The 26,330-nt window shown below is 45.8% G+C and carries 26 protein-coding genes; 13 read left to right on the forward strand and 13 right to left on the reverse strand.

The features are described 5' to 3' along the window. Positions 1-83: 83 nt before the first annotated feature. Positions 84-764: a response regulator transcription factor gene (locus L0U88_RS11940; protein ID WP_234866294.1), complete on the forward strand. Its 681-nt coding sequence runs from the start codon at positions 84-86 to the stop codon at positions 762-764. Here L0U88_RS11940 and ggpS read toward each other — a convergent pair. Then, a complete protein-coding gene (gene ggpS / locus L0U88_RS11945; RefSeq protein ID WP_234866295.1) occupies positions 739-2,994 on the reverse strand; it encodes a glucosylglycerol-phosphate synthase in 2,256 nt (751 codons plus the stop codon). The two genes, L0U88_RS11940 and ggpS, sit on opposite strands and share 26 nt — an antisense overlap. Before the next feature lie 10 nt (positions 2,995-3,004). Further along, positions 3,005-4,003, reverse strand: a complete 999-nt coding sequence (locus L0U88_RS11950) for an NAD(P)H-dependent glycerol-3-phosphate dehydrogenase (RefSeq protein ID WP_234866296.1) — start codon at positions 4,001-4,003, stop codon at positions 3,005-3,007. A 156-nt stretch (positions 4,004-4,159) separates the two neighbouring features. On the opposite strand from L0U88_RS11950, the gene gcvT reads away from it, so the two are divergent. The 5 genes from gcvT (at position 4,160) to L0U88_RS11975 (ending at position 8,717) form a co-directional block, all read left to right on the forward strand. After that, positions 4,160-5,245: a glycine cleavage system aminomethyltransferase GcvT gene (gcvT, locus tag L0U88_RS11955; RefSeq protein WP_234866297.1), complete on the forward strand. Its 1,086-nt coding sequence runs from the start codon at positions 4,160-4,162 to the stop codon at positions 5,243-5,245. A gap of 112 nt (positions 5,246-5,357) precedes the next feature. Continuing rightward, positions 5,358-6,437, forward strand: a complete 1,080-nt coding sequence (locus L0U88_RS11960) for a mechanosensitive ion channel family protein (RefSeq protein WP_234866298.1) — start codon at positions 5,358-5,360, stop codon at positions 6,435-6,437. A 42-nt stretch (positions 6,438-6,479) separates the two neighbouring features. Then, the gene (locus L0U88_RS11965) at positions 6,480-7,484 is read left to right on the forward strand and encodes a polysaccharide deacetylase family protein (RefSeq protein WP_234866299.1); all 1,005 of its coding nucleotides are present in this window, start codon (positions 6,480-6,482) and stop codon (positions 7,482-7,484) included. Positions 7,485-7,486: 2 nt separating this feature from the next. Beyond that, a complete protein-coding gene (locus L0U88_RS11970; protein WP_234866300.1) occupies positions 7,487-7,957 on the forward strand; it encodes an SRPBCC family protein in 471 nt (156 codons plus the stop codon). 22 nt (positions 7,958-7,979) lie between these two features. Further along, positions 7,980-8,717 carry a 2-phosphosulfolactate phosphatase gene (locus tag L0U88_RS11975; RefSeq protein WP_234866301.1) on the forward strand — a complete coding sequence of 246 codons (738 nt, stop codon included), beginning with the start codon at positions 7,980-7,982 and terminating at the stop codon, positions 8,715-8,717. Here the strand turns inward: L0U88_RS11975 and L0U88_RS11980 are convergent. Continuing rightward, positions 8,701-9,267, reverse strand: coding sequence for a GNAT family N-acetyltransferase (locus tag L0U88_RS11980; protein WP_234866302.1), 567 nt, complete (start codon positions 9,265-9,267; stop codon positions 8,701-8,703). The genes L0U88_RS11975 and L0U88_RS11980 overlap by 17 nt on opposite strands. A gap of 86 nt (positions 9,268-9,353) precedes the next feature. Here L0U88_RS11980 and feoB point away from each other — a divergent pair, with 86 nt between their 5' ends. Further along, the gene (feoB, locus tag L0U88_RS11985) at positions 9,354-11,465 is read left to right on the forward strand and encodes a ferrous iron transport protein B (protein WP_234866303.1); all 2,112 of its coding nucleotides are present in this window, start codon (positions 9,354-9,356) and stop codon (positions 11,463-11,465) included. Positions 11,466-11,497: 32 nt separating this feature from the next. Here feoB and L0U88_RS11990 read toward each other — a convergent pair whose 3' ends face one another. The 9 genes from L0U88_RS11990 to L0U88_RS12040 all read right to left on the reverse strand — a co-directional run bounded on the left by L0U88_RS11990 (position 11,498) and on the right by L0U88_RS12040 (position 18,312). After that, entirely contained in the window at positions 11,498-12,103 is a 606-nt protein-coding gene (locus L0U88_RS11990) for a thioredoxin family protein (RefSeq protein WP_234866304.1), read from the reverse strand. 15 nt (positions 12,104-12,118) lie between these two features. After that, entirely contained in the window at positions 12,119-12,523 is a 405-nt protein-coding gene (locus L0U88_RS11995) for an arsenate reductase ArsC (RefSeq protein ID WP_234866305.1), read from the reverse strand. Positions 12,524-12,528: 5 nt separating this feature from the next. Then, positions 12,529-12,975, reverse strand: coding sequence for an arsenic resistance N-acetyltransferase ArsN2 (gene arsN2, locus L0U88_RS12000; protein WP_234866306.1), 447 nt, complete (start codon positions 12,973-12,975; stop codon positions 12,529-12,531). Between the two features lie 29 nt (positions 12,976-13,004). Next, positions 13,005-13,850 carry an arsenite methyltransferase gene (locus L0U88_RS12005; RefSeq protein ID WP_234866307.1) on the reverse strand — a complete coding sequence of 282 codons (846 nt, stop codon included), beginning with the start codon at positions 13,848-13,850 and terminating at the stop codon, positions 13,005-13,007. A gap of 66 nt (positions 13,851-13,916) precedes the next feature. Continuing rightward, on the reverse strand, positions 13,917-14,258 hold the full coding sequence (locus L0U88_RS12010; RefSeq protein ID WP_234866308.1) for an ArsR/SmtB family transcription factor: 342 nt from the start codon (positions 14,256-14,258) through the stop codon (positions 13,917-13,919). An 88-nt stretch (positions 14,259-14,346) separates the two neighbouring features. Continuing rightward, complete coding sequence (locus L0U88_RS12015) at positions 14,347-14,613, reverse strand: hypothetical protein (RefSeq protein ID WP_234866935.1); 267 nt, start codon at positions 14,611-14,613, stop codon at positions 14,347-14,349. Beyond that, on the reverse strand, positions 14,561-16,876 hold the full coding sequence (locus L0U88_RS20995) for a helix-turn-helix domain-containing protein (RefSeq protein WP_289623311.1): 2,316 nt from the start codon (positions 16,874-16,876) through the stop codon (positions 14,561-14,563). Before L0U88_RS20995 ends, L0U88_RS12015 begins: the two co-directional genes overlap by 53 nt. 69 nt (positions 16,877-16,945) lie before the next feature. Next, positions 16,946-17,296 carry a single-stranded DNA-binding protein gene (locus tag L0U88_RS12035; RefSeq protein WP_234866309.1) on the reverse strand — a complete coding sequence of 117 codons (351 nt, stop codon included), beginning with the start codon at positions 17,294-17,296 and terminating at the stop codon, positions 16,946-16,948. 557 nt (positions 17,297-17,853) lie between these two features. Next, entirely contained in the window at positions 17,854-18,312 is a 459-nt protein-coding gene (locus tag L0U88_RS12040; RefSeq protein WP_234866310.1) for a hypothetical protein, read from the reverse strand. 122 nt (positions 18,313-18,434) lie between these two features. Here L0U88_RS12040 and L0U88_RS12045 point away from each other — a divergent pair, with 122 nt between their 5' ends. Next, positions 18,435-19,715: a serine hydrolase domain-containing protein gene (locus L0U88_RS12045; protein ID WP_234866311.1), complete on the forward strand. Its 1,281-nt coding sequence runs from the start codon at positions 18,435-18,437 to the stop codon at positions 19,713-19,715. Here the strand turns inward: L0U88_RS12045 and L0U88_RS12050 are convergent. After that, positions 19,703-20,530 carry an amidohydrolase family protein gene (locus tag L0U88_RS12050; RefSeq protein ID WP_234866312.1) on the reverse strand — a complete coding sequence of 276 codons (828 nt, stop codon included), beginning with the start codon at positions 20,528-20,530 and terminating at the stop codon, positions 19,703-19,705. The two genes, L0U88_RS12045 and L0U88_RS12050, sit on opposite strands and share 13 nt — an antisense overlap. A 39-nt stretch (positions 20,531-20,569) precedes the next feature. Here L0U88_RS12050 and L0U88_RS12055 point away from each other — a divergent pair, with 39 nt between their 5' ends. From L0U88_RS12055 to L0U88_RS12075, 5 genes are all read left to right on the forward strand, one after another. After that, a complete protein-coding gene (locus tag L0U88_RS12055; protein ID WP_234866313.1) occupies positions 20,570-21,139 on the forward strand; it encodes a helix-turn-helix domain-containing protein in 570 nt (189 codons plus the stop codon). A gap of 84 nt (positions 21,140-21,223) precedes the next feature. Next, entirely contained in the window at positions 21,224-23,446 is a 2,223-nt protein-coding gene (locus L0U88_RS12060; RefSeq protein ID WP_234866314.1) for a heavy metal translocating P-type ATPase, read from the forward strand. Positions 23,447-23,456: 10 nt separating this feature from the next. Continuing rightward, positions 23,457-23,669, forward strand: coding sequence for a heavy-metal-associated domain-containing protein (locus L0U88_RS12065; RefSeq protein WP_234866315.1), 213 nt, complete (start codon positions 23,457-23,459; stop codon positions 23,667-23,669). 11 nt (positions 23,670-23,680) lie between these two features. Next, positions 23,681-24,136, forward strand: coding sequence for a DUF3347 domain-containing protein (locus tag L0U88_RS12070; protein ID WP_234866316.1), 456 nt, complete (start codon positions 23,681-23,683; stop codon positions 24,134-24,136). Positions 24,137-24,142: 6 nt separating this feature from the next. Next, positions 24,143-26,320, forward strand: coding sequence for a multicopper oxidase domain-containing protein (locus L0U88_RS12075; RefSeq protein WP_234866317.1), 2,178 nt, complete (start codon positions 24,143-24,145; stop codon positions 26,318-26,320). The last annotated feature ends 10 nt before the right edge of the window (positions 26,321-26,330 follow it).

A 26,330-nucleotide genomic window follows, 5' to 3' on the forward strand; every position in this document is an offset into this window, starting at 1 on the left:
CCAGGCGGGGATTTTTTTACGCTATCCTTTCCAAGTACAATATTTGCTTTTTACTTAGATATTTTCATTGACATTTGCCTTCTATGAATCACCTTGAACCTCCTGTGAATCTTCAGATTGCGATGATCGACGACCATGTCCTGCTCCGCAATGGACTTGCCAAAATCATCAACGAATTCAAAGGCTTTGAAGTCACCCTCCAGGCCAATAACGGAAAAGAATTTATTGAACTGATCTCCACCCGCAAAAAACCAGACATCGTTTTATTGGATGTAAACATGCCCGTCATGAATGGATATGAAACAGCCAAATGGATCCATTCTCACCTGCCGGGAACAAAAATGCTGGTATTGAGTATGCTAGATGCCGATTATGTGTTCATTCGCATGCTGCGACTGGGAGCAAGGGGTTTTATGATCAAAGACAGCCATCCCGAACAATTTTACCAGGCACTGGTTCAGATCCGGGATCAGGGCTATTATATGAATGAAAGTTTTTCGCCAAGGATGGCACAGCGTTTAAAAAATGATCCGGGACAGACCAGCAGCATATCCCCACTGGATCCTCCCAAACTTTCTGATAAGGAACTCGAATTCCTCAAGCTGGCCTGTACGGAGATGACCTACCGTGAAATTGCAGATGCATTGGGGGTCAGCATCCGTACAGTGGACAGCTATCGGGATGTACTGTTCGACAAACTGGGTGTTTCAACCCGTATCGGACTGGTACTGTATGCTATTAAAAATGGTATTGTAATGATTTGATGGATTCCATTTCCTGCATGAAATCATTACTCCAGTAACCAATATCATAATAATTTACGGTATCGAATAACCGGGACATGCGCATATCTCTTTCTTCCGGTTCCATCAATATGGCTTGTAAGAGCACATCTTTCAGGGAACGTTTATCATAAGGATTCGTCCGGAGTGCATAGCCCATTTCAACCGAAACACCGGCAAATTCAGAAATGATAACCACTCCTTTGTTTTCTTCCTTGAGTCCCTGTACTGCCACATACTCTTTTGCTACCAGGTTGAGGCCATCTCGCAGGGGGGTAATCCAGGCAATATCTGAAACCGCATAATAGGCAACCAGCTCTTCAAAAGGAAAAGACCGGAAGAAAAAATGAATTGGGGTCCAGCCAATGCGACTGTATTTGCCATTTATTTTTCCAACCGCCTGTTCCAGCTCCTGCTGCACTTTTTCATAAATCTTCATGCCTTTTGCAGGTGGCGTACAGATATTGATCAGCTCTACTTTTCCATGAAACTCCGGATACTCTTCCAGGAATTCCTGGAATGCGTAAATTTTTTCAAGCGGGCCCTTTACATAATCCAGTCGCTCTACACTCAATACGATCTTTTTATTCTCACCTACCTGATCCCGGAGTTGCTGCACCAACTTCCTGCGTTGTGCTTTTTCATAACACTCCTTGATATAACCGGTATGTACACCAATAGGATGAGCGCCCAGCTTCACTTTGCGGGATCCTGCCTCAATGAGTCGCGGCATTTTTTCAACACCTAACGGGCAGCTATAGCTGAGGAATCGTTCGGTGCAGTTCTGCTCCTCCAAAACCGTAACAGGCAACAAACTTCTTACTACATCCACAAAGTTTTCTGCATAGCGGGGAATATGGAATCCGATATAATCACATTGGAGCAGACTTCCAATAATATCACCTCTCCAGGGGATGATGTTGAAAATATCAGCCGGCGGGAAACTGGTATGATGGAAAAACGCAATATTAAGATCAGGTCTTAACTGGCGTAATATTCCCGGTACCATCCATAAGTTGTAATCGTGAATCCAGACATTGGCGCCATAGTCTGCTTCTTTGGCTGTCTTTTCTGCAAAGAGCCGGTTGATGCGAACATAATGATCCCAGTGGTCGTGGTTAAAACTGGCTTTATCAATGAAAGAGAAAATGGTAGGCCAGAAAGCTTCTTTTGAAAACACCTTGTAAAAAAGTTCCACTTCCTTTTTAGTAAGCCCGATTCTACCTGCTAACAGGTTGGGATATTTTTCTTCATCGATGTAGATATTCCGCAATTGCGAGCCGGTTTTTTCAACTTCCTCCCAGGCAATCCAGGTACCGGACCGGCCTTCGCGGAAAAAACCCATCAAGGAGGGAATGATACCATTGGGGCTGGTTGGCGGCACATGTTTACGTTCGCCATTCACTTCCCTGATTTCATAAGGCAGGCGATGATATACCATCAGCAGCTGGTTTTCACCGGCAGCAGGCATTTCATTGCTTTCCTCCAGCGCCGGATCATATTGATTAAACGCTCCAAATGCTCTGAAGGCTTCCAGGATACCACCACATCCCGGGCGTTCCGCCTGGTAAATAAGCGATTGTCCGGCTGTTGCTTCAACCAGCGCAGGCTCGGCTGCACCAACCACAACACCTTTATAACCTGTCTGGTATAAGGACAGATCGTTCAGGGTATCACCGGCCACAAGGATCTGGTCCTCGGGTACACTGAGCAATTTCACTAATTGTTTGAGGGTAAATCCTTTATTAACACCCGGTGGCAATACATCCAGGAACTTCCCTGCTGAAACCAGCACATCACAACCCAATTCGGCAGCAAAAGACTTTAGTTGCTCCATATCGGTTTCATGATCAAAGAAATAGGAACTGCGCCTGGTCATAGGTACTTCCTGGCGTTTCAGGCCACGGATATCTTTCAGGCGGTTATTCACCACAAGGGAACCCGGCCACCTGTTTTCAATTTCGGACTGTATAGGTTGAATAGGTTCGAGCGTGCGGCCATTTACTACTGTAGCTCCTACATCGCAAATAATATAATCAGGGTTAGGGATCACAGGGTCATTCAAAAGAGGGATTACTGTTTCAAGACCGCGACCTGTAACAAATACCAGCCGGACAGTAGGATTCTCCCGAATCACCCGGTACAGTTGCTGTTTGTCAGCACTTTTACCACCTAAAAAAGTTCCATCCAAATCCGTTGCTAATAATAACATACTATCAATTTTATCTTAAATAATGTTCAAGCAGTCTCATCTCATTAAACGGAGAAGACTGTTTATATAATATCCGGTACACCGCAGATAAGAGCGGTAACTGGAGTTTGGCTGCATTTGCTAACGTATAAAGTCCGCGTGCGGCAGGATAACCTTCCGCCACCATCTGCATGTGCGTTTGTGCCATATGCACAGAATAACCACGACCAATCAACTGGCCAAATGCCCCGTTCCGGCTAAAGCCTGAATAGGCAGTAACAAGCAGATCGCCGAAATAGGCAGAATCATTTAAATCTCTTGGGGCCGGATGCAGGGTGTCTACCAATGTCCTGGTTTCTCTCAGGGCATTGCTGATCACCACTGCCAAAAAATTATCACCGAAATTCATCCCCCGCACGATCCCTGCAGCAATACCGACAACATTTTTCATGATGGCGGCCAACTCAACACCCATCGGATCCTGGTTTTGGATCACTTTCAGGTAGGGAGAAGTAATCGCGGCAGCAACCTCCTGCACGGCAGTTGTATCATGACCTGATACGGTGAGATAGGTTTTTCTGCCCATGGCGATTTCTTCCGCATGGCAGGGTCCTCCAAGTACAATACAATCCCTGGCATTGGTACCCAGTTTTCTTGCCAGAAAAACAGAGGGAATCTCACCTGTTCCTGGCACCACACCTTTAATAGATACCAGCAATCGCTTACCGGGAGGTAAAATTTCTTCCCAGTCTGAAAGCGTTGATTCCAAATAGGCGGAGGGTACGGCAAATAAAATATGGTCAGCGGCATTCACTGCTGTGGCAATGTCGGCCACCGGATGAATCGTATCGAGATTAAGCGATAGGTAATTCAGATAATGTTGCGGACTCCGGTGCATCAAAATATGATCCACATGGGCGGATGACCTTAATAACCAGGTCACCTGCACGCCGCTTTCTGAGAAAATCTTTACCAGGGCTGTAGCCCAACTTCCACTGCCAACTATACTGATTTTTTGTAATGCAGGCATGGTGCAAAGGTACCCCATAATGCCCGGTAATCGGGCCTCAAGCAGTTAATTAAAATCATAAAACAATGATTATTAACATTTTAAACAGATTATTTTAATGGTATTTTCATATGAGACAGTTTCCCGGTACTTTTGCGCCACACTATCAGCTAGCCAATGAAAAATACTCCCTTTACCGCCAAACATCAGGCCCTTGGAGCCAAAATGGCGCCCTTCGCCGGATACAATATGCCCATTTCCTATACCGGAATCAATGATGAACATGCAGCCGTAAGAACCAATGCCGGTGTGTTTGATGTAAGCCATATGGGCGAATTCATCCTGAAAGGAGCCGGCGCCGTGGATTTGATCCAGCGTGTTACTACTAACGATATTTCCAAGCTCACCAAAGGAAAAGCGCAATACAGTGCCCTGACCAATGAAACCGGCGGTATTGTGGATGACCTGATTATTTACTGTGTTGAAGAAAACCAGGTGTATATGCTGGTGGTGAATGCCAGTAATATTGAAAAAGACTGGGAATGGATCAGTCGGTTTAATACCGGTGGAGTTGAGATGCATAATATCTCTGACAAAACCTGTTTGCTGGCTATCCAGGGTCCGAATGCAACCAAAATTCTGCAGCCACTAACGGAGATGGATATCCTGAATCTGAAATATTACACCTTTGTAAAAGGGCCATTTGCGGGAGTAGATAACGTGCTGATCAGCGCAACCGGTTATACCGGGTCAGGTGGTGTTGAAATCTACTTTGAAGACAAAGACGGTGCTGCAGATAAAATCTGGGATGCCATTTTCGAAGCAGGTAAAGCAGCCGGTATCAAACCAATTGGCCTGGGTGCAAGGGATACCTTAAGACTTGAAATGGGTTACTGTTTGTATGGTAATGATATTGACGACAGCACGTCACCACTGGAAGCCGGACTGGGATGGATTACTAAATTTTCGAAAGATTTTACAGCCCGGAATATTCTTGAAGAGCAGAAAGCAGCCGGCATTCAGCGTAAACTGGTCGGCTTTGAAATGATTGATAAAGGCATTCCGCGTCATGATTACCAGATTGCAGATGCGGAAGGAAATATCATCGGAAAAGTAACCAGTGGAACACAGTCGCCCAGTTTGCAAAAGGCAATTGGATTAGGTTATGTTACTATCGGTCATGCACAACCGGATTCGGAAATTTATATTCTTGTTCGCGATAAAAAACTGAAGGCGAAAGTGACCAAACTTCCCTTTAGCTGATTGTTAAGATCTCATTAGAAAGGCCGCCGCTTACCCGCGTTGCGGCCTTTTTTTGTAGCTTTGCTGCTCCCACACCCATCCGCCTGCCTTATTATTCACTAAATTTTTATTCATGAGAGAATACTTGAATCAAACATTTTGGGGAAATACTTATTTGGCTTATCTGATAGCAGCAGCAGGAATATTGGTTGCCTGGATTATTGTTCGGTTAGTCAAAAAATACGCAGTAAAAAAACTACAGCAACTGGTTTCATCTACCGATAACCAGTATGATGATATGGTTATTGAAGGGGTAGAGAAATTTGTAATTCCCTATATCTACCTTTTTGTCAATTATAATATCATTACCCATCTCAACCTGCATCCAAGACTGGCCAATATATTTCGGGTAGCGATTACCGTTATTACGCTGTATTATGCTGTACGGCTGGTGAACCATATTCTTGGTGCCATGCTGAAAGGTTTCATGGAAAGAAGGCATGAAACTCCCGAGCGTATCCGCCAACTCCGGGGAGTGATGATCGTGCTGAAAGCAATCGTATGGTTTCTTGGTATTGTATTGTTATTAGACAACCTTGGTTATGATGTTGCCACTATTATAGCAGGTATGGGTATTGGTGGTATCGCCATCGCCCTGGCGGCACAAACCATTCTGGGTGACCTCTTCAGTTATTTTGTGATCTTCTTTGACAAACCATTCGAGATCGGTGATTTTGTAAATGCGGACGGAAAGATTGGAACCGTTGAATATATTGGAATAAAAACTACCCGCATTCGTAGTATCACTGGTGAGCAGGTGATTATGTCGAACACCAAACTAACCAATACGGCCCTGCATAATTTCAAACGCATGGAAAGAAGGCGGATTGCGTTTACCATTGGTGTTACCTATCAGACTCCTGCAGAAAAACTGAAACAGATTCCGGGCATCATAGAAAAGGCTATCAAGGCTCAATCGATCGCAGCTTTTGACCGTTCGCATCTGTCTGCTTTTGGCGATTTCAGTATCAATTTCGAAACTGTCTATTTCATTGAAACACCTGATTATCTTGCCTTCATGAATGCACAGCAGGAAATTTACCAGGCTATTTTTGAAGCGTTTGAAAAAGAGGGAATTGATTTTGCCTATCCTACTCAAACCCTGTTCCTGGAAAGAGCCAGCCAGGATACAGCTGCAAAGACCACTGAATAAAGCTGCACCGATTTTCCTACATTCATGGCTCAAACAACCGCTATGAGAAGCTTCGGATGGATCGTATTGCTTGCTCTTGGCTTAACAGCACAAGGCCAAAGCACCCAACCAACCTTTGCGGAACGATTAGGTTTTCCAAAAGGATCCAAAGTAGTTATCCTGCATGTAGATGATGCAGGCATGAGTTATGATGCCAACCTGGGTGCCATGCGCGCACTCACAGAAGGAGTTGCCAGCTCTGTCAGCGTCATGATGCCCTGCCCCTGGGTTCCACAGTTTATGAATTGGCTGAAGGAAAATCCGAAAATCGATGCCGGCTTACACCTGACCCTTACCTCCGAATGGAAACAATATAAATGGGGACCGCTCAGTGGTTATCCCTCTGTACCCGGATTGGTTGACACCACCAGTGGAGCTATGTATGCCTCTGTTCCGGAAGTGGTTCAACATGCCAAACCCGAAGAAGTGGGTATGGAAATCAGTGCGCAGATTCGTCGCGCCAGGCAAATGGGCTGGGAACCAACCCACCTCGACAGCCATATGGGTACACTTTTTGCGCATCCAGGATTTACCATGCAATACGTACAGGCCGGAATCCGGGAGCGCATCCCGGTTATGGTTCCAGGTGGCCATAACACCAATCTTATAGAAGATGATCCATCGCTGGCCCAGCGAAAAGCGGAGACAGATCAGTTGGGCGCTATGCTCTGGAATGCCGGTCTGCCGGTGCTGGACGATCTCCATAATAAAAGTTATGGCTGGAAAATTCCGAAGGAAGCCCTGAAATCGGATAAGACCCTGGCTGCTTATGCAACCAGACAATATATCCAGGCGCTGGAAGAATGCAAACCCGGACTCACCATGATGATCATGCATTGTACGCAGCCAACTGAAGTGTTTGAACAGATCAGTGACAGCGGTCCCAGGCGGAAAGCAGATCTTCTTGGAATGTTATCGCCCGAGGTAAAAAAATACATCCGGGACAATGGTATCATCCTGACTACCTGGAGAGAATTGATGGAAAGAAGAAAACAGCTTTCGAAGTAAACATGCCAACCATTCACCTGACCAGTTTTATCCAGGCGCCGATTGAAAGGGTATTTGATCTTTCTCGCAGCATCGACCTGCACAAAAAATCCATGACCGACAGTGCTGAGGAAGCCATTGCAGGCACCACCAATGGCCTGATACAATTGGGGGAAACAGTCACCTGGAAAGGCAAACACCTCGGCAAAACACGCTTTCATAAATCCCGGATTACTGTACTTCAAACGCCTGTGCATTTTATTGATGAAATGGTGGAAGGGGATTTCAAGTCCTTTGAACACGCCCATCATTTTATGAAAATTGAAAATGGCACCATCATGATCGACCTGCTCAACTACGAAGTTCCGTATGGGGTGATTGGCCGGCTGGTAGACCGGTTTTATCTTTACCGGTACATGGTAAAAATGATGGAAGCCAGAAACTTATATATTAAACAAACGGCTGAATCAGAGAGATGGCGGCAATTTTTGTGAGCCCCCCTTATCTTTGCAGCCCATGAACAATCGTCCCAGCCTCTTTACATCCCTGTCCCCCGCCCTGTTGCATCTCTATGATGTTCGCGAAAGTATTGTTGTAATTATTGATGTGTTGAGGGCTACCTCTACCATCGCAACCGCCCTGTATAATGGCGCAAGCTCCGTGATTCCGGTGGATTCTGTGCAGCGTTGTATTGAACTGGGCGGACAAATAGGCGCCATCACTGCCGGAGAGCGGGATGGAAAAGTGGCACCCGGACTTGCCTATGGCAATTCTCCTTTTGAATACCCCCGCAGTTTTGTGGAGAACAAGACACTGGTGCTGACCACCACCAATGGAACCAAGTTGTTGCATATGGCATTAAACAATGGTGCACCTACCGTGATTACTGGTTCTTTTCCCAACCTCTCAGCAGTTTGCGACTACCTGGTAGCTGAAAAAAGAAATGTGATCCTGGGCTGTGCAGCCTGGAAAGATCGTTTCAACCTGGAAGACACCCTGTTTGCCGGAGCTGTGATTGACCGCATTCGGGAGCATTTTGAAATTAACTGCGATTCTTCACAAATGGCGGCTACCCTCTACCAGGAAGCACGGGAGGATCTTTATGAATTCATGAAGAAGAAGGACGCATCGCATTACCATCGCCTGACAGGTTACGGATTGGAAAAAGACATCCGTTATTGCCTGGCTGCAGATGGCGCCAATGTTTTACCCATATTTATTGATGGCCGGCTGGTAGTTAACCAAGCGATTTAGTGAGCACATAAGTGGTGAGTCCGGATGCCGCTTCAGCAGAAGCCGCTACGGTAAACCCTGCTTTTTCATAAAAGCCCAGGCTTTTTTCATTTTCAATGCTCAGCCATAATTCCTGCAAACCCGCTTCCCGGGCCTGTTCAGCAGAGCTATCCAGCAGCCATTTTCCATAGCCCCTGCCTCTGACACTGAAATCCACTGCCAGCAGCCAGATATAGGCAAAATTCTTTGCAAGCCCTGAGATCAGGGCTTCCGGCGTCTGCTCATGCGTATTGAATCTTTCCCATGCTTCCAGCACATACGCTGGTTGCCCGGTCATTTTAAAAGGATCAATATGGGGAGGAAATACGGTTCCGGGAATCCAGGCGAGCACCCCTGCGTTGCCCGGAGCCAGGATGATTTCCCCTTCCGTGAGGCAGTAATCCAGTGCCGCATTGAAATAGGCTTCTATCCCCCGGTGCCGTTGCTGGTCGGTACCCTGGAAACTATACCGAAACAAGGGGTCATCACTGAAGTTACTGGTGAGCAAAAGAGAACATTGTAGCAGATTCATACTGCAAATATCCCTGACCTTTCCCGAATTCGTAAGCGGAATGGTGTGCGGATCGGTATTTTTGCACACTTAACAGATCTGACGGCATGATTCAAATTGGATTAGTAGGCAACCCGAACAGTGGAAAGAGTTCTCTTTTTAATGCATTGACGGGCTTGAACCAGAAGGTGGGGAATTTTCCTGGCGTAACGGTTGATAAAAAAACCGGTATCTGTGATTTGGGAGAGCAGCAAAAAGCAACCCTGATCGACCTTCCCGGCACCTACAGCCTCTATCCAAAACGGGGTGATGAATGGGTAACCTACCAGGTACTGATGGGCCAGGACAAGGAGGTGAAACTGGATATGCTGATTCTGTTGGCCGATGCCAGCAACCTCAAAAGAAACCTGCTGTTTGTTTCCCAGATCATCGACCTGAAGATTCCGGTAATTGTAGCCCTGACCATGATGGACCTCGCCCGAAGCAAAGGCATTGAGGTGGATCTTGAAGGACTGGAGCGGGAACTCGGGGTTCCGGTGGTAGCTGTAAACCCCCGCAAATCAAAAGGCATTCCTCAACTTAAAAAAGTAATGGCCGCCACCGCAAAGGGTCAGTACAAAGCACCTGCCTTTGATTTTATTGCCAATCATGAACTGGCTGCCGGGGCAGTTTCCGAAGTGAAGCAACTGGTACCCGGACTCAGTGATTACAAGGCTATACATTACCTAATCAATCATGAAAGTTTTGAATTGGGTGCCGGATTACAGGAAAAAATAGAAGGTGCGGAAAAGAATCATGCGTTCAATCCAACCAAAACCCAGGCTGAAGAAATCCTGCAGCGATATGCCCGGATCAAAACAATCATGGGCCAAACAGTTGCAGAACCTGATCCCTTACACAAAACCATTCTCACAGATAAACTGGATTCAATTCTCTTACACCGGGTTTGGGGTTACCTGATCCTGCTGGGCGTGTTGTTCCTGCTGTTTCAAAGTGTTTTCCTCATTGCCCAATACCCGATGGATGCGATTGAAACCAGCTTTGGTGCACTGGGCTCCTGGCTCGGTGAAGTATTGCCAGCAACCTGGTGGAGTGATTTGCTGATCAATGGAATTGTTGCAGGGCTCGGGGGTATCGTAATATTTGTACCTCAGATCATGATCCTGTTTGGTTTGATTACTGTACTGGAAGACACCGGTTATATGGCGCGGATCAGCTTTCTAACCGATAAACTCATGCGAAAAGTGGGACTGAATGGAAAATCGGTGATGCCGATGATCAGTGCCTTTGCCTGTGCAGTACCGGCCATCATGAGTGCCCGCAATATTGAAAATAAGAAAGAGCGATTGCTTACTATCCTGGTAACACCCCTGATGAGTTGCAGCGCCCGATTGCCTGTTTATACCATCCTGATTGCTTTGGTGATTCCGCAAAAAATGATTGGAGGTATTGTGAGTTTGCAGGGCCTGGTAATGATGGGCCTTTATCTGCTGGGAATCGTATTGGCGATGGCGATTTCCTGGATTGCAAAATGGTTTATTCAGAATAAGGATAAAAGTTTTTTCATCCTGGAACTGCCCATGTACCGCGCACCACGATGGAAAAATATTTTCACCACAATGATACAGAAGGCCCAGATTTTCGTATTCGAGGCCGGTAAAGTAATCATGGTGATCAGCCTGCTTTTATGGGCGATGAGTTCCTATGGTCCTGGAGATCGCATGGCACAAGTGGAAACAGAATTTGCTGCTAAGAAAGCGGCACAACCGGAAGCTTTGGAAGAACTGGAAAAAGCTGAAGCATCTGCCAAACTAGCTAATTCATATGCGGGGATCCTGGGTAAAGCAATTGAACCGGCGATTGAGCCTTTGGGCTATGATTGGAAAATCGGCATTGCGCTGATCACTTCTTTTGCAGCACGTGAAGTGTTTGTAGGAACGATGGCAACCCTCTATAGCGTAGGTGATTCTGATGATGAAAGCGGCTTGCTCCTAAGGGAAAAAATGCAGCAGGAAAAAAAATCCGATGGTAGTCCTGTTTACAGTCTGGCCACCGGATTATCCCTGATGGTGTTTTATTTATTAGCGATGCAGTGTATGAGCACCCTGGCTATTGTAAAGCGTGAAACACGTTCCTGGAAATGGCCGATGATTCAGCTGGCATATATGACAGCATTGGCATATGTCATGAGCTGGCTGGTTTACACCATTGCCTCGTGAACTTTCACTGCTTCTGTTTCAGGTCTGACGTCTCACATCTCACGTCTCACCTCTTCCATAAATTCCAGTGCAACCTCCATACCCTTATTCTTTGCATACCAGGCGTGGAGCTGATTGTAGAGTTCTTCTTTGGGAAGTTCTCTGTTTTCTTTTAACTCTTCGAGCAGCTTTTGTGCGGAACTCGGTCTGGGTCCCCATGAACCAATAACACTCAGGTCATCTTCCTTCATCAATATGATTTTTGGAATGGAGCGGGTTCCATTCGTCAGGAACTGGTCCATGATCTCCAGATTCTCATCCCGAAGAATAAGCCGGTGTTGAATTAATGGATTTACAGCAGCCAACTTTTCAATGATGGGTACCACCTGTGCCGCATCTCCACACCAGCCTTCTGTAATGGTAAGCCAGATCATAGGGGTTTCTATTGCCAGGAGTTGTTGTTCCAATTCTTCCGGAACCGTCCAGGTTTTATCCCAGCGATTCATTCGCTGCACATTCAATCGGGTGTAATCTACCAGCCATTCTTCCTGGTTGGGACCAGTGGTTTTTCCAGCTTCAACAAGGTCATTTAATGTTTTCCGGTAGGTATTATAGGATACAGCCTGGTCAATGACCAGTTCATTCATATGTGTCATCATTTGTTTCGTTTTCAGTTAAGCTACGGCAAGCTTCGTCAGGAGGGCTTTCACCTGGTCGCGAATATAATCACGAACAGTATTGAATTCTGCCGGCTCCATATGTTTGGGGTCGGGAATCTGCCAGTCGATGAATTCTTTGGCAGGCATCCAGGGACAGGCATCACCGCATCCCATAGTAACAACTACATCAAAGGGTGCAAATTGTTCAACTTCCTGGAGCGACTTCGAATCATGTGTGGTAAGATCATAGCCAAGTTCCTTCATGGCGGCGATGGCTTTTGGATTTACCACTCCGCTGGGTCGACTGCCGGCACTGTACGCTTCCACTTTATCTCCTCCAAGAATGTTGGCGAAGGCCTGACTCATCTGGCTTCGATTGGCATTTTCGACACAAACAAAAAGCAGTTTCTTTTTTTCCATTTTGATTATTGGGTAATTGTTTTTCGCATAATCACAGCACTTGCGGGACATAAACCATTCATCTCTTCTGAGCTGGCTACGGAAGCCGGTAAATCGGCTTTCGTAATTAGTTGAAAGCCTTTTTTACTGAAATAGGATTCGGCAGTATTGGTAATCAGGTAGAGCTCAGACAGGTCAAGCTTTTTTGCCAGCAGCTCTACCTGATCCACCAGGCGACTTGCAATTCCCTTATTTCTGTATTCCGGTAAAACTGTCATAGAGCGAAGTAATCCATAAGGAGCATACAGATCCATGCCAATTACACCAATTGCAGTACCTGTTGCATCCGCGATCCAGAAATGTTCCAGGTCTCTTTTAAGATCTTCAGTTGGCAATCCGGCAGCTCTCAATAATGCGACCACAGTTGCATACGCTTCCGGCTCAGCCTTGTTGATTTTAATATCCTGATTCATGTTTCCCATTAAGGTTTTGCGCGATGAGATTAACAACAACCACTGCCTGGTTCACAACAGGCGGCAGGTTTTTCTGCATAAACCGTAATACTTTTAATGGCGACATTTCCGCTCTTGTATTCTATTATTTCTTTCTCACTCAGATAGTTTTTCAGAATCTCTTCCGGAATGGTGATCAGCTTTTCTTTTTGAATGGTGATCTTGCTGAAACCTGCTCCCTGGATATGATTCAGGTAGTCAGATTGCTGGATGGCCCCACTCACACAACCAGAGTAGAGCTCAGCAACTGCTTTCCATTTTTCCGGAAGCTGACCTTCGAGTACAATATCAGAGATCGAAAAATGGGCTCCTGGTTTCAATACCCGAAAGATTTCTTTGAAGACTGCAGGTTTATTGGGCACAAGATTCAACACGCAATTGCTGACAACTACATCGGCGGTGTTGCCTGCAACCGGCATTTTTTCAATATCGCCCTGGCGGAATTCAACATTGTTATATCCAAGCTTATCAGCATTGACGCGGGCCTTTTCAATCATTTTTTCAGTGAAATCGATACCGATCACTTTGCCCTTTTCTCCAACAATGGAGCGTGCAACAAAACAATCATTACCTGCACCACTTCCCAGGTCGATCACTGTATCTCCCTCCTTGATTTGCGCAAAAGCAGTAGGCAGACCGCATCCCAGTCCCAGGTCGGCATCGGGTACATAACCTTTTAATTGAGAGTAGTCATCTGCCATGATGGAATAGACTTCGTCTCCACAGCAGGAGCTGGTAGCACCGCAGCAGGAGCTTGCATTTTGCGTGGCGCTTTGTTCTGCGATAGCGCTATAGCGTTCGCGAACCAGGGATTTTAAATCGTTATCTGTTTGCATATGATGTATGTTTTAAATTTTGATAAATACGCTTAATTGTATGCTGAAGGGTACATCGATGCAGCACTAACTGCAGCAGCCGGCCGCTTTCTGGCGGGTTTCGATTTCTTTAAAAAAGGAAGAGAAGGAATCAATGGCTTTTCTAAAAGCGGATTCATTAATACAGTAGCAACTCTTCGGTCCGTCGATGGTTCCCGCGATCAGTCCGGCCTCCTTTAGTTCCCGGAGATGTTGAGAAACAGTGCTTTGTGCCAGCGGCAGCACATCTACCAGTTCTCCGCAAATACATTCATTGCGTTTTGCCAGTTCTTTTAAAATGGCAATTCGGGCGGGGTGGGCAAGTGCTTTAGCCATGGTAGCCAGTGCCTGTTCTTCCTGTGAAAACGCTTCTTTTTTATTGATCGCCATATTTTATCGTTTTTATACGATTAATCGAGGGAAAGAAAAAGGCCATACGGCCTCCTTTCATAGTCAAAGTATATCGCAAATATACGATTTAGTACAACTCTCCAAAAATTATTTTTCCCCGTCGTTCTCTTCCTCCATCTTCTATAACCTTTCTTCCATTCCCCCATTTTCCTTTTGTCCTTCTTCCCTTCCCCTCTTCCTCCTTTACCCATCTTCCATTCCTCCATCTTCCCTGCCTCCCGTCTCCTCTGTCTCCCGTCTCCCTTGCCTCCTCTTCCATACCCATCTTCCTATGTCCTATCTTACATTCCCCCTTTCTTCCCTTCCTCCATCTTCCTTTCCTCCCTTCTCTCATATGCCAGGGCCGCCTTGATTTCGGTATAGGAAATTGCCTCCCCCAGGTATTCCTTAAGTGGACCTAACTGGGTTGAACCAAGCGCTTCCCTGCCTGCCTGAACCAGGGACCTTACCTCCTCTTTTACCAGGAAATCCGGCTCCAACTCGCCCTCCTGGATTCCCTTTACCAGGTGCCCTTCTATTGTAGAATAAGCAAGTTGTCGTTCCGCCGCGATTTCTGTTATTGACTTACCCTCCTTACAGAGTGAAATACTTTCGCGGTACGAACTGCCTGTTTCCTTCTTCTGACCGGGAGTGGTGCTTTTTTTACTTGCTGTTTTAGAAGAACCTTTCGGGCCCTCATCAGCAAGCTGGTTCGTTGGAACCATGGTTTCCTCAGCTTCCGGTTTATGTTGATTCAATTGTTGAATCAGCTCACTGATGGCAGGAGTAGCCAGACCCTGCTCCAAGGCGGCAGCAATTTCCACCGACTGTTTCAATTTTTGATGCCTAACCCGAAGCGCTTCTCCCAGGTTCCTGAGCTCCCGCTGGTATTTGGTAAGTCGGGGTTCTTTTTTCATCTCGGTTGCATGCGCATCGACCAGGCTTTGCAGTTCGTCAAACAAGCCATTGAAATAATGAACTGCATCTTTTGTACGCTGCAATAAATAAACACGATCCATTGCGGCTCCCTTTTCAAACTGAAGAGAAAAGTGATGCGCTGTTTTATTCGCAACCTGTTGCACCACCTGCAATTTTCCATTCAGTTGCTGATAGGCTTCCAGCATTTTGTATTTGGATACACTGTTTTTCTTTTCAATCTCCGAAAACCAGTCATCGGTTAATGCTTCCAATCCTTCCAATTTAAAGCAGCGCAAAAAGTAGTCGTTCACATAAGCAGCTTCAGCTTCTTTCAATGCCTGCTCCAACTCATCTTCTGGAAATTCAACCCTGGTGTAAGTAACCACTCGTTCATCTGTCTGGATCGCTGCCATTGGAATACGAGTCTTTAATACCAGTCCCTCCAGCCCGGTTAACCGGCTGAGCGCAACATATACCTGTCCGGGTGCAAACGCCGCCCCCGCATCTACAATGGCCCTGTCAAATGTCAGTCCCTGACTTTTATGAATCGTAATCGCCCAGGCCAGCCTTATAGGATATTGAGAGAAGGTCCCTAATTCCTCTTCATCTATTTTATCTTTCGCCTTATCCAGTTTATAGCGGATATTTCTCCAGGTCTCCTTTTCAAGAATGATGGAATAGTCCTCCTCAGGGAAGCGCACTTCGATCTGCTCTTCCTCCAATGATTCAATCACCCCAATTTTGCCATTGTAAAAGCGGCGGAATTCACCCTTGTCATTTTTAATGAACATAACCTGCGCACCCAGCTTCAATTCCAATACTTCTTCCGCCGGATATGCTTTCTCTCCAAAATCACCCGTGATCTCTGCCTCGTACCGAAATACTTCACCTTTCAGCCTGCTGAGTTCCTGTTGGTTAATGGCATCAGCCCGACTGTTATGGGTGCTCAGTGTTATATAATACTTGCCAGGCTCTGGTTGAAACCCTGGCTGATAATGCACATGAAGGGCATGCCATCCAATCTGATCAAGCTGGTTGTTTCGAATCTTATTCAGCAATTCAATAAACTCCTGGTCTGTCTGACGATAAATCTTCTTCAACTCAATCAGAAAAGGATTAGTCTCTTTTATAACCTGGGCATCAAAGAAAAACGGACTGCTGTAATGTTCTTTTAAATGAACCCATTCCTTATCTGAAACCACTGGTGGCAACTGCCAGAGATCACCGATAAACAAAACCTGCAGCCCACCAAATGCCTGCTGTGGTTTTTTGCGAATAAACCGTAAGACCGCATCCACTGCATCCAGCAAATCAGAACGAACCATACTCACTTCATCAATCACCAGTAATTCCAGCTCCTGGAATAATTCCTTCTTTGACTGTGAAATCCGAAGATTCCGCAACAAACTTGCCCTGTTATTAAATAGCTGTTCGCCTGTATCGGGAATCGGACCCGCCGGAACATAGGCACCCAATGGCAGCTGGAAAAAAGTATGCATAGTTACTCCTCCAGCATTTATGGCAGCAACACCGGTTGGCGCAACCACGGCCATCTTTTTGGTACATTGTTCCCGGATGGTCTTCAGAAAACTTGTCTTTCCTGTGCCTGCCCGTCCCGTTAGAAATACAGATCGGTTTGTATGTAATATAAACCGCAAGGCCAGGTCCAATGGCCGGTTTGTCAGATCCCTCGTTATCATCGCTGTAAATCTACTGATAAGATACTATGTCTGAATAGCTCACCAATCCAGACATAGCATCACCACCAATCAGACCTCTGCCTTTTTCGCCTGGCGAATCAGACTTAGTTCCAGCACTGTTATCTCTGTAACATAACGCTTCAGTCCCTCCTTATCCACATAACTGCGATAGGAAATCTTCCCCTCAATGGATACTTCTGATCCTTTCTGCAGCTCCTGCTCTGCTTTATCCGCCAGCTTGCCCCAGGCAACCAGGTTATGCCACTGCGTTTCAGTAACTTTTTCCCCCTGACTCGTCTGATACGTATCATTGGTTGCCAATTTCATATGTGCAACTTTCTTGCCTGTAGTCGTTTCCTTCATCTCCGGATCAGCACCCAAATGACCGATCAGGAATACACGATTGTTCTTTTCACTCATGACTCTTTGTTTATGCAGACTTTCATCCGCCTGGTTATTCAAATAAAAATTTGCGGCGCCGTTAACAGTGTAAATATGAATAGAAAAGGAACCTGTAAAAGAATGGTAAGTGATTAAAACAAAAGAAAACCGTTATTAAACGCTTGTGGTGCAAAACGAGCCGGACTATTTTGTTGAAAAAAATTATGGCCTTTACAGAACCAACCCGCTATTGCCTTTGGTGTAAGGATCCTCTTCGCGGCAGATCCGATAAAAAATTCTGCGACACCAGTTGCAGAAATGCCTACCATAATCAACAGGATCACAACACCGCGCACCTGATCAAAACCATCAATTATGTACTTCGGAAAAACAGGAATATCCTCGCAGAGCTTTTTGAAATGGCCGACGAACAAACAACCTTCCCTGCTGCAGTTCTACTATACAAAGGTTTTCAGTTTCAGTATCACACCGAAGTACAACATACAAACAGCCCGGCACCGTTTTTTATCTGTTACGATTTCGGCTACCAGGCTGTTAAGGATGAAATGGTACGCATTGTACCTATATCAAAAGACTTACTTTGTTCTTGGCATTCGGGCAATGGAACGGGGAGGAGGAGCGGGATTTAATACTGCTTTTATCTCATGTATCTTCATCTTATCCGCTGATTTCACCTGCACCGGAACACTGGAAAACGATTTCTTCTTTTCCATCTCCTTGTGCAACTCATATTTGGTATCCGCCGGCCCTAATATGATCACAGACTCCACTTTACTCATTTTTCCCACTACCGATTTCAGAAACGCTTTGCGCTGCTGCTGCAATTTATTCTGTGCATGTTTCTCCTGGTTCAAGGTAGCCCCAAACAACCGGTTCTTGTTGGAACCTTCTCCTTCAAACCGAACCCGGGTATCAATTTCAGACAGGACTGATTCCGTACTTACTTTTCCCTCTTCATCTTTACAGGCAATCACTGCTTTTTGTAAATCAATCCAGATGGCATACTGTAAACAATTCGTTGTTTTCTTTTTCATACCGCTGATTTTGTGAAATAAAAAGTTACGATTTTTTTATGGCATGATAACTTGCCGCGTAACCCGATCCGAATGATTGTAGTCATACCAGCCAGTAATTTTTATCATACTTACAACTTATCATGAAAAAGATCCTGGCTCTGACGCTTAGCTACTTTGTAATCAACAGCTGTATTGCACAATCATCAAGTAAAAATCATCCCCTGGAAAAACTTGGGCAGGCTTATATAACGGCTCATAATACAACCGATACCCTGCAATTCAGGCAATGGATGGCCAACACCAATTTGGACGCTGCCACGCAGGCCCGAAAAATCCAGGGCTTCAAAAATGGTTGCAGGATGGTTGGCCCGGTACAACCTGTGCATTCGCAATCCCTTTCCGACAGCAGCATTCAGCTGCTCGTTAAAGACAATCAATTTGATGCCTGGTGGAAAATCAGGATCTATACCAACTCCAATGGAGCATTCAAAGACAGAACCTTGCAACCGCATCGCTTCAGTACCGAACTGATACAAAAAGGCAAGCTGACAAAAGAAGAGTTTCAGGTACAACTCGATAATTATCTCAGTCAAAAACTGCAACCCTTTTCAGGAGAAATCCTGATCACAAAGGGAGAAGAAACCTTCTATCATAAAAAGATCGGCAACACCACAGCTTATGGACTCGCTTCCCTAAGCAAAATTTTTGCTGCCACTGTTATTCTCCAATTACGCGACCAGGGTAAACTTTCGCTGGAAGATAGTCTCTCCAAACACCTGCCCTTCATTATAAATCCGGCAATCCGCCCCATTACTATCCATCAACTGCTCACCCATAGCAGTGGTTTGGGTGATTTTTTTGAACAGCCGGAATATCACCAGCTGAAATCCATGCTGAAAACAGATGTTGATTTCCTTCCTGTTCTTGAAGCCGACCAGCTAAAATTTACACCAGGCACTCAATGGCAGTATAGCAATAATGGATTTGCCTGGCTGGGCATATTGATAAGCACGATCACCAAACAACCCTATGAAGAATATCTTAGGCAGGCAATTTTTAATCCCGCTCAAATGAACCATACCAATGTGCAAAATGGTTCCGGCGGAGGTGTGTCTACTGTAGAAGATCTCAATAAATTCGCAACCGCCTTGCGCACTCAAAAACTGCTCAGCAAAAACAGCAACACAGAATTATTAACCTACACCTTCAACGACGAGTACGGCTTAGGTTCCGAACATGCTCAAATTGGTAAAGAACAGGTGGTCGGACATAGTGGTGGCTTCGAAAAAGTTTGTACCGAACTCAATATCTACCTGCAATCAGGATACCATGTCATCATCCTTTCGGATGTCGACCCACCTTTTGCACATTTCTTATCCAATAAAATAAAGGAATTATTGATCCGCGATTATAGTCCATAAAACCGGATGGCATTGCCACCCCAGAAATCCTGTTGTTCCTGTACACTCAAATTCTGTACATAATCAGCAGCAAGATTTACGACCTGGCGATAGGATCCTGCTACAAGACATACCGGCCAGTCGCTGCCAAACATCAGGCGCCGCGACCCGAATGCCTCCAGCGCCACATCCAGATACGGACGAATCTGTTCTGCGGTCCAGCTATGCCAGTCGGCTTCTGTAATAATGCCGGAGATTTTGCAGTAGCAGTTATCCATCGCGCCCAGCTTATACATGTCCCTGCGCCAGGCATCAATTTCTCCAGCCTTGATATAGGGCTTCGCGATATGATCCAGCACAAAGGGCTGAGCCGGACAGGTTTTCACCAGCTCAACAGCCGCTTCCATCTGGTGTGGTTTGATCAGGATATCATAGGTAAAGCCATACCTGCCCAATTGCCGAATGCCTCTGATTACTTCCGAACGCGATAAGTAATCTGCAGGCTCGGCCTGGGCAATATGGCGGAATCCTTTCAGCTTGGACAAGTCTCTCAACTCATCCAACTGGTCTTCCAGATCGGCAGCCAGTAAATCCACCCATCCCACAACACCCTTGATAAAGGGATTTGCTTCGGCCGCGGCAGTGAACACCATATTTTCCCGCAGGTTCTGATTTACCTGCACCAGGACTGTTCCATCTATGCCGGCTTCCTGCAACAAGGGTTCCATATCAGCAGGCGTAAAACTTCGTTGAATCACAGCCATGGAGTCATCAATCCAGGCATGTTGTACCGGGTCATAGTCCCATATGTGATGATGTGCATCAATCTTTAGCATAATCCTAAAATACAATGATTTAGTTTTGCAACATTCAACATGCAGTTATTTATCAAAAATATGGTCTGCGATCGCTGCATCCTGGTGGTGAGGCAGGAACTCGATCAACTGCAGCTACCCTATCGGCAGGTTCAGCTCGGAGAAGTGGAGCTCGCAAAAGAACCATCTGCAACAGAATTATCGCAATTGAGAGATCGACTGGAAAAGCTAGGCTTTGAATTGCTGGATGATAAAAAATCAGCGCTTGTTTCAAAAATCAAAACGCTGGTGCTGCAACTGATTCATGGGAATGAAGAGGTGGAACTCAATACCAAATTGTCTGTTATATTATCAGAAGCCCTGCAGCACGATTACTCCTATCTTTCTTCTCTTTTTTCCTCTATTGAAGGCACTACCATTGAAAAATATGTAATTGCCCAGCGCATTGAAAGAGCGAAGGAATTATTGCTCTATGATGAACTAACACTCAATGAAATTGCATTTAAACTGGGCTATAGCAGTGTGCAACACCTTTCGCAGCAATTCAAAAAAATAACCGGACTCACACCCACTCATTTCAAACAGATTCGGGAGAATAAAAGAAAGCCACTCGATAAAGTGGGACAATAATTATATAACAGACAGCGAAGATTCTGTAACAACCAGCCCAATCGCAATGCGGACCTTTGAGTTATCAAATCAAAGTTCAGCAAGATGGCTACTCAACTCATAAAAGAAACTTACCCGGTACTGGAAATGACCTGCGCCGCCTGTGCGGTTAGTGTCGAATCCATGTTGAAATCGGTGAATGGCGTAGCAGATGCAGGGGTGAATTTCGCCAACCAGTCGGCCTGGGTGAGTTATAACCCCGCCCTTACCAATCCGGAAAAGTTTCAGCAAACCGTTCGCTCCATTGGATATGATCTGGTAATCGAAAAAGAAAATGCAGAGGAGGTCCAGGAACTCGCGCAGCAAAAACAATATGCTGCCATTCGCCAGCGCACTATCTGGGCCGGTGTGTTTTCCATCCCCCTGGTGATCATCGGCATGTTCTTCATTGATATGCCCTACGCCAACTGGATCATGCTGGTACTGGCAACACCGGTTGTCTTTTACTTCGGACGTAACTTCTTTATCAATGCATTTAAACAGGCGCGCAATGGCAAGGCTTCCATGGATACACTGGTTGCATTGAGTACAGGCGTTGCCTGGCTGTTCAGCACCTTCAATACGCTGTATCCTGAATTCTGGCACGCACGCGGACTGCATGCACATGTGTACTTTGAAGCCGCTGCAGTTGTGATCGCCTTTATTTCTCTTGGGAAACTGCTGGAAGAAAAAGCCAAATCCAATACCTCTTCCGCATTGAAAAAATTGATGGGATTACAACCCCAGACCGTCACCCGGGTATTGGAAGATGGAAGCCTGGAATTGACCCCCATCCAAGCTGTCCTGGCTGGCCAGTTGCTCCTTGTTAAACCCGGAGAAAAGATCCCGGTGGATGGATCGGTTAAAAATGGCAGCTCCTATGTGGATGAAAGTATGATCAGTGGAGAACCTGTACCGGTGCTCAAACAAGCAGGTGAAAAAGTATTCGCAGGCACAATCAACCAGAAAGGATCCTTTCAGTTTATCGCTGAAAAAGTTGGTTCCGATACCGTGCTGGCGCAAATTATACGATTGGTAAAAGAAGCCCAGGGATCCAAGGCCCCGGTACAGCGACTCGTAGATAAAATCGCAGGTATTTTTGTTCCCATCGTGATAGGTATTTCCATCCTCACCTTTATCAGCTGGATGGTGTTGGGAGGAGAAAATGCGTTTACTCACGGTTTGCTTACCGCGATTACTGTTTTGGTAATTGCCTGTCCCTGTGCATTAGGACTCGCCACACCCACTGCCATTATGGTAGGCGTAGGCAAGGGTGCCGAAAATAATATCCTCATCAAAGATGCAGAAAGCCTGGAGCGGGCCCACCTGGTAAATGCTATGGTGCTGGATAAAACCGGAACCATCACGGAAGGTCATCCCACCGTAGAAGCAATTGAGGTTGCAGCCGGATATGACCCCGCAAGCATTAAAGCCATTCTTTCGGCTATCGAATCCCGGTCTGAACACCCACTGGCAGATGCGGTGGTACGGTTTCTGAATGCAGAAGGAATAAAAGCAGTGGAAGCCGATTCGGTAGAAAGCATCACCGGTATGGGTATAAAAGCTGGCTATAACGGAAAACAGTATACGCTGGGTAATCAACGCTTCCTGGAACAGGAAGGGATTAAGCTGCCGGCAGTCATTCAATCAAGAAAAAACGAATTAGAGTCAGCAGCGCATACAGTAATCCTGCTGGCTGAAAACAAAACAGTAGTGGCACTGGTGGCCATCACAGATAAGATCAAATCCGGCTCTGCTGCTGCCATCGCACAATTGGAAAAATCGGGCGTAGAAGTGTATATGCTGACAGGCGATAATCGCCATACGGCAGCAGCCATCGCGCAGCAACTCAACCTGAAACATTTCGAGGCGGAACAACTGCCTGGTGATAAAGCGGAATTTATAAAGCAACTAAAAGCCAAAGGCAAGATCGTTGCCATGGTGGGTGATGGTATCAATGATAGCCAGGCCCTCGCGGAAGCAGATCTCAGCATTGCAATGGGTAAGGGTTCAGATATTGCCATGGATGTTGCCAAAATGACCCTGATCGGATCGGATCTGAACAGCATTCCCAAAGCTTTGAAGTTATCCCATAAAACCGTGCGGGCGATTCGGCAAAACCTCTTCTGGGCTTTTATCTACAATATCATCGGCATCCCTCTTGCTGCCGGCATATTATATCCTGTCAATGGATTTCTGTTAGACCCCATGATTGCTGGAGCTGCTATGGCACTCAGTTCCGTAAGTGTGGTAGCCAACAGTTTACGCTTAAAATTTTCAAAATTATAAATCAATAACAATGGAAACATTACAATTTAAAACCACCATCAAATGCAGTGGCTGTATCGAAAAAGTAACTCCCTATTTAAATGAAACCGTGGGAGAAAACAACTGGGAAGTGGATCTTCAAAATCCGCAAAAGGTCCTGACCATCCCAAACGCGGAGCAAGTTCAAACCGGTGAAGTAGTGGAAGCCCTTGCCAAAGCCGGATACAAAGCAGAAAAAATTTAAACCTTATTACCATGAAAGAGTTCCTATTATCCCTGGCGCTATTTGGGTATTGCATCAGTGCAACTGCTCAATCCAACAGAAATGGAGTCCTGGCAAAATACTACAGCATCAAAGAATTTCTGGTGCTCGGTGATTCCAAAAATGCAATGCTTTCTGCCAATGAGCTGATGCAATCACTGGACACTGCGCAATATAAAAATGCAGCGAACTTGGTTCCCAAGTTGAAAAAAGATGCAAAAGCTATTGCATCCTCATCTGACATTAATAAACAGCGGGTTGCTTTTGCCACTTTATCTGAGGCCATGATTGAATTCGTGAAAGCCAATCAGGCAGATACTGCACCTATTTATGTGGACTATTGCCCGATGAAAAAAACATACTGGCTTAGTGCAGAAAAAACAATCCGCAATCCCTATTACGGATCGGCTATGTTAAGCTGCGGCTCTATTACTGATACCATTCAATAAACGATCATGCGAACTTCCCTCCTGTTTATTGCCCTATTCCTGGTACAGTTGGTTACTGCTCAGCATGCATTAACTCACCTGAAGGAGCGATTACCCTTCCGAACTACCATTGGAAATAAAGTAATCCTTCATTTATACCTGACCGATACGGTGGTGCAGTATACCAATAAAAAAGCCAGGGCGATTGCCATTAATGGAAGTATTCCTGGTCCCACCCTGCAGTTTACAGAGGGTGATACAGCAGAAATTCATGTGCACAATGAAATGCATATGGAATCCTCCATCCATTGGCATGGGCTGATTCTTCCGAATGAACAGGATGGAGTTCCTTATTTGACAACAGCCCCGATTAAAGCAGGAACAGTTCATGTGTATCGTTTTCCAATTGTTCAATCGGGAACTTACTGGTATCATTCCCACACGATGTTACAGGAGCAGTCCGGCATGTATGGAGCTTTTGTCATTCATCCCAGGAATGCTCCGGTTGAAAAGGAACAGGTGGTATTGCTCAGCGACTGGACCAATGAAAATCCTCACCAGGTGGAGCGCTCCCTGCATTTTGCTACGGATTGGTATGCGATCAAAAAGAAAGCAACTCAAAACTATGCAGAAGCAATCCGTGAAAAGCACCTGGGTACCAAACTGGAAAATGAATGGAAGCGCATGCTGGCCATGGATGTGAGTGATGTTTATTATGATCTCCTTACTACCAACGGCAAGCTGGTTGACTATAGAAGTGATCTGCAAAAAGGAGATACCATTCGGTTACGTGTCATCAATGGAAGTTCCTCCACCTATTTCTGGCTGCAATTCGCAGGAGGAAAAATCTGGGTGGTTGGCACAGATGGTCAGCCGGTGGAGCCTGTAGAAGTAGATCGCCTTATTGTGGGAGTATCTGAAACCTATGACCTCAAAGTAGTACTGCCAGACAGTGGGTCCTATGAATTCCGTGCTACTTCAGAAGATCGGACCAATCATACCAGTATCTGGCTTGGAAAGGGGACTGCACACCCGGCCAGCGGATTAGGCAGACTTCATTATTTCGCCGGCATGAAGATGATGAACGAGATGACCAATCCGGATGGCAGCATGCATGATATGGGCATGAACATGAGTTTGCAGCAGATGGACATGAATACTATTATGTACCCCGAAATCGCAGACAGCAATCAACAACTGGTAACACTGAATTATGCCATGCTGAAAGCTCCTTCCAATACGGTGCTGCCAGCCGGACCGGTTCGGGAAATGAAATTTGAACTAACGGGGAACATGAACCGATATGTGTGGACCATGGACAATAAAACCATTTCCGAGTCGGATAAAATCCTGATTCGCAAAGGGGAAAATATCAGGATCATACTTCGCAACAATTCCATGATGCGGCACCCTATGCACCTGCACGGACATTTTTTTCGTGTCATCAATGGCCAGGGAGAGCATGCTCCACTTAAAACGGTGTTAGATATCCTTCCGATGGAAACGGATACCATTGAATTTCATGCAGGAGAGGAATATGGCGACTGGTATTTTCATTGCCATATTTTATACCACATGATGTCAGGGATGGGCAGGATATTTTCCTATGAAAATTCGCCACCCAATCCACAACTTCCGGATGCAAAAAAAGCGCTGCAAAAAGTTTATAGAGATGATCGCCGGTTTTTCCTTGGGGCGCAAATCGGGCTTGAGTCCAATGGGTCTGATGGAGAAATCATGCTGGCCAATACCCGATGGCTCCTGCAAACCGAGTGGAGACTTGGTTTAAATGAGCGAAAAGGATTTGAAAATGAAATACACCTGGGAAGATTCATTGGAAAGCGGCAGTACCTGATGCCCTATATTGGTTTCGACTGGCGCTACAGAAAAGGATCAGAGCCGGAAAAAAATATTTTCGGTCAGGCGAATACCAAGGACCAGCGTGCTGCGGTTTGTTTTGGCGTACAATACCTGTTGCCCATGTTGTTTCGTGCAGATGCCCGCATCGATACAGATGGCCGCATCCGGGTTCAACTGGGAAGAGAAGATATTCCGATTAGCAGTCGCCTTCGGATAAACCTCCTGGTAAACAGCGACAAAGAATATATGGCTGGATTCCGATACATTGCTACCAAGTACCTGTCTCTATCTACGCATTACGACAGCGATATGAGCTGGGGAGCTGGCATAACGTTTACGTATTGATTAATCCCTG

It is taken from the genome of Flavihumibacter fluminis (genome assembly GCF_021491375.1).
Classification (GTDB): Bacteria; Bacteroidota; Bacteroidia; order Chitinophagales; family Chitinophagaceae; genus Flavihumibacter; species Flavihumibacter fluminis.

Bases quoted from the DNA above. Each gene is read 5' to 3' on its own strand.
- L0U88_RS11940 (WP_234866294.1), top strand. From the start codon at position 84: ATGAATCACCTTGAACCTCCTGTGAATCTTCAGATTGCGATGATCGAC.
- ggpS (WP_234866295.1), bottom strand. From the start codon at position 2,994: ATGTTATTATTAGCAACGGATTTGGATGGAACTTTTTTAGGTGGTAAA.
- L0U88_RS11950 (WP_234866296.1), bottom strand. From the start codon at position 4,003: ATGCCTGCATTACAAAAAATCAGTATAGTTGGCAGTGGAAGTTGGGCT.
- gcvT (WP_234866297.1), top strand. From the start codon at position 4,160: ATGAAAAATACTCCCTTTACCGCCAAACATCAGGCCCTTGGAGCCAAA.
- L0U88_RS11960 (WP_234866298.1), top strand. From the start codon at position 5,358: ATGAGAGAATACTTGAATCAAACATTTTGGGGAAATACTTATTTGGCT.
- L0U88_RS11965 (WP_234866299.1), top strand. From the start codon at position 6,480: ATGAGAAGCTTCGGATGGATCGTATTGCTTGCTCTTGGCTTAACAGCA.
- L0U88_RS11970 (WP_234866300.1), top strand. From the start codon at position 7,487: ATGCCAACCATTCACCTGACCAGTTTTATCCAGGCGCCGATTGAAAGG.
- L0U88_RS11975 (WP_234866301.1), top strand. From the start codon at position 7,980: ATGAACAATCGTCCCAGCCTCTTTACATCCCTGTCCCCCGCCCTGTTG.
- L0U88_RS11980 (WP_234866302.1), bottom strand. From the start codon at position 9,267: ATGAATCTGCTACAATGTTCTCTTTTGCTCACCAGTAACTTCAGTGAT.
- feoB (WP_234866303.1), top strand. From the start codon at position 9,354: ATGATTCAAATTGGATTAGTAGGCAACCCGAACAGTGGAAAGAGTTCT.
- L0U88_RS11990 (WP_234866304.1), bottom strand. From the start codon at position 12,103: ATGATGACACATATGAATGAACTGGTCATTGACCAGGCTGTATCCTAT.
- L0U88_RS11995 (WP_234866305.1), bottom strand. From the start codon at position 12,523: ATGGAAAAAAAGAAACTGCTTTTTGTTTGTGTCGAAAATGCCAATCGA.
- arsN2 (WP_234866306.1), bottom strand. From the start codon at position 12,975: ATGAATCAGGATATTAAAATCAACAAGGCTGAGCCGGAAGCGTATGCA.
- L0U88_RS12005 (WP_234866307.1), bottom strand. From the start codon at position 13,850: ATGCAAACAGATAACGATTTAAAATCCCTGGTTCGCGAACGCTATAGC.
- L0U88_RS12010 (WP_234866308.1), bottom strand. From the start codon at position 14,258: ATGGCGATCAATAAAAAAGAAGCGTTTTCACAGGAAGAACAGGCACTG.
- L0U88_RS12015 (WP_234866935.1), bottom strand. From the start codon at position 14,613: ATGAGAGAAGGGAGGAAAGGAAGATGGAGGAAGGGAAGAAAGGGGGAA.
- L0U88_RS20995 (WP_289623311.1), bottom strand. From the start codon at position 16,876: ATGATAACGAGGGATCTGACAAACCGGCCATTGGACCTGGCCTTGCGG.
- L0U88_RS12035 (WP_234866309.1), bottom strand. From the start codon at position 17,296: ATGAGTGAAAAGAACAATCGTGTATTCCTGATCGGTCATTTGGGTGCT.
- L0U88_RS12040 (WP_234866310.1), bottom strand. From the start codon at position 18,312: ATGAAAAAGAAAACAACGAATTGTTTACAGTATGCCATCTGGATTGAT.
- L0U88_RS12045 (WP_234866311.1), top strand. From the start codon at position 18,435: ATGAAAAAGATCCTGGCTCTGACGCTTAGCTACTTTGTAATCAACAGC.
- L0U88_RS12050 (WP_234866312.1), bottom strand. From the start codon at position 20,530: ATGCTAAAGATTGATGCACATCATCACATATGGGACTATGACCCGGTA.
- L0U88_RS12055 (WP_234866313.1), top strand. From the start codon at position 20,570: ATGCAGTTATTTATCAAAAATATGGTCTGCGATCGCTGCATCCTGGTG.
- L0U88_RS12060 (WP_234866314.1), top strand. From the start codon at position 21,224: ATGGCTACTCAACTCATAAAAGAAACTTACCCGGTACTGGAAATGACC.
- L0U88_RS12065 (WP_234866315.1), top strand. From the start codon at position 23,457: ATGGAAACATTACAATTTAAAACCACCATCAAATGCAGTGGCTGTATC.
- L0U88_RS12070 (WP_234866316.1), top strand. From the start codon at position 23,681: ATGAAAGAGTTCCTATTATCCCTGGCGCTATTTGGGTATTGCATCAGT.
- L0U88_RS12075 (WP_234866317.1), top strand. From the start codon at position 24,143: ATGCGAACTTCCCTCCTGTTTATTGCCCTATTCCTGGTACAGTTGGTT.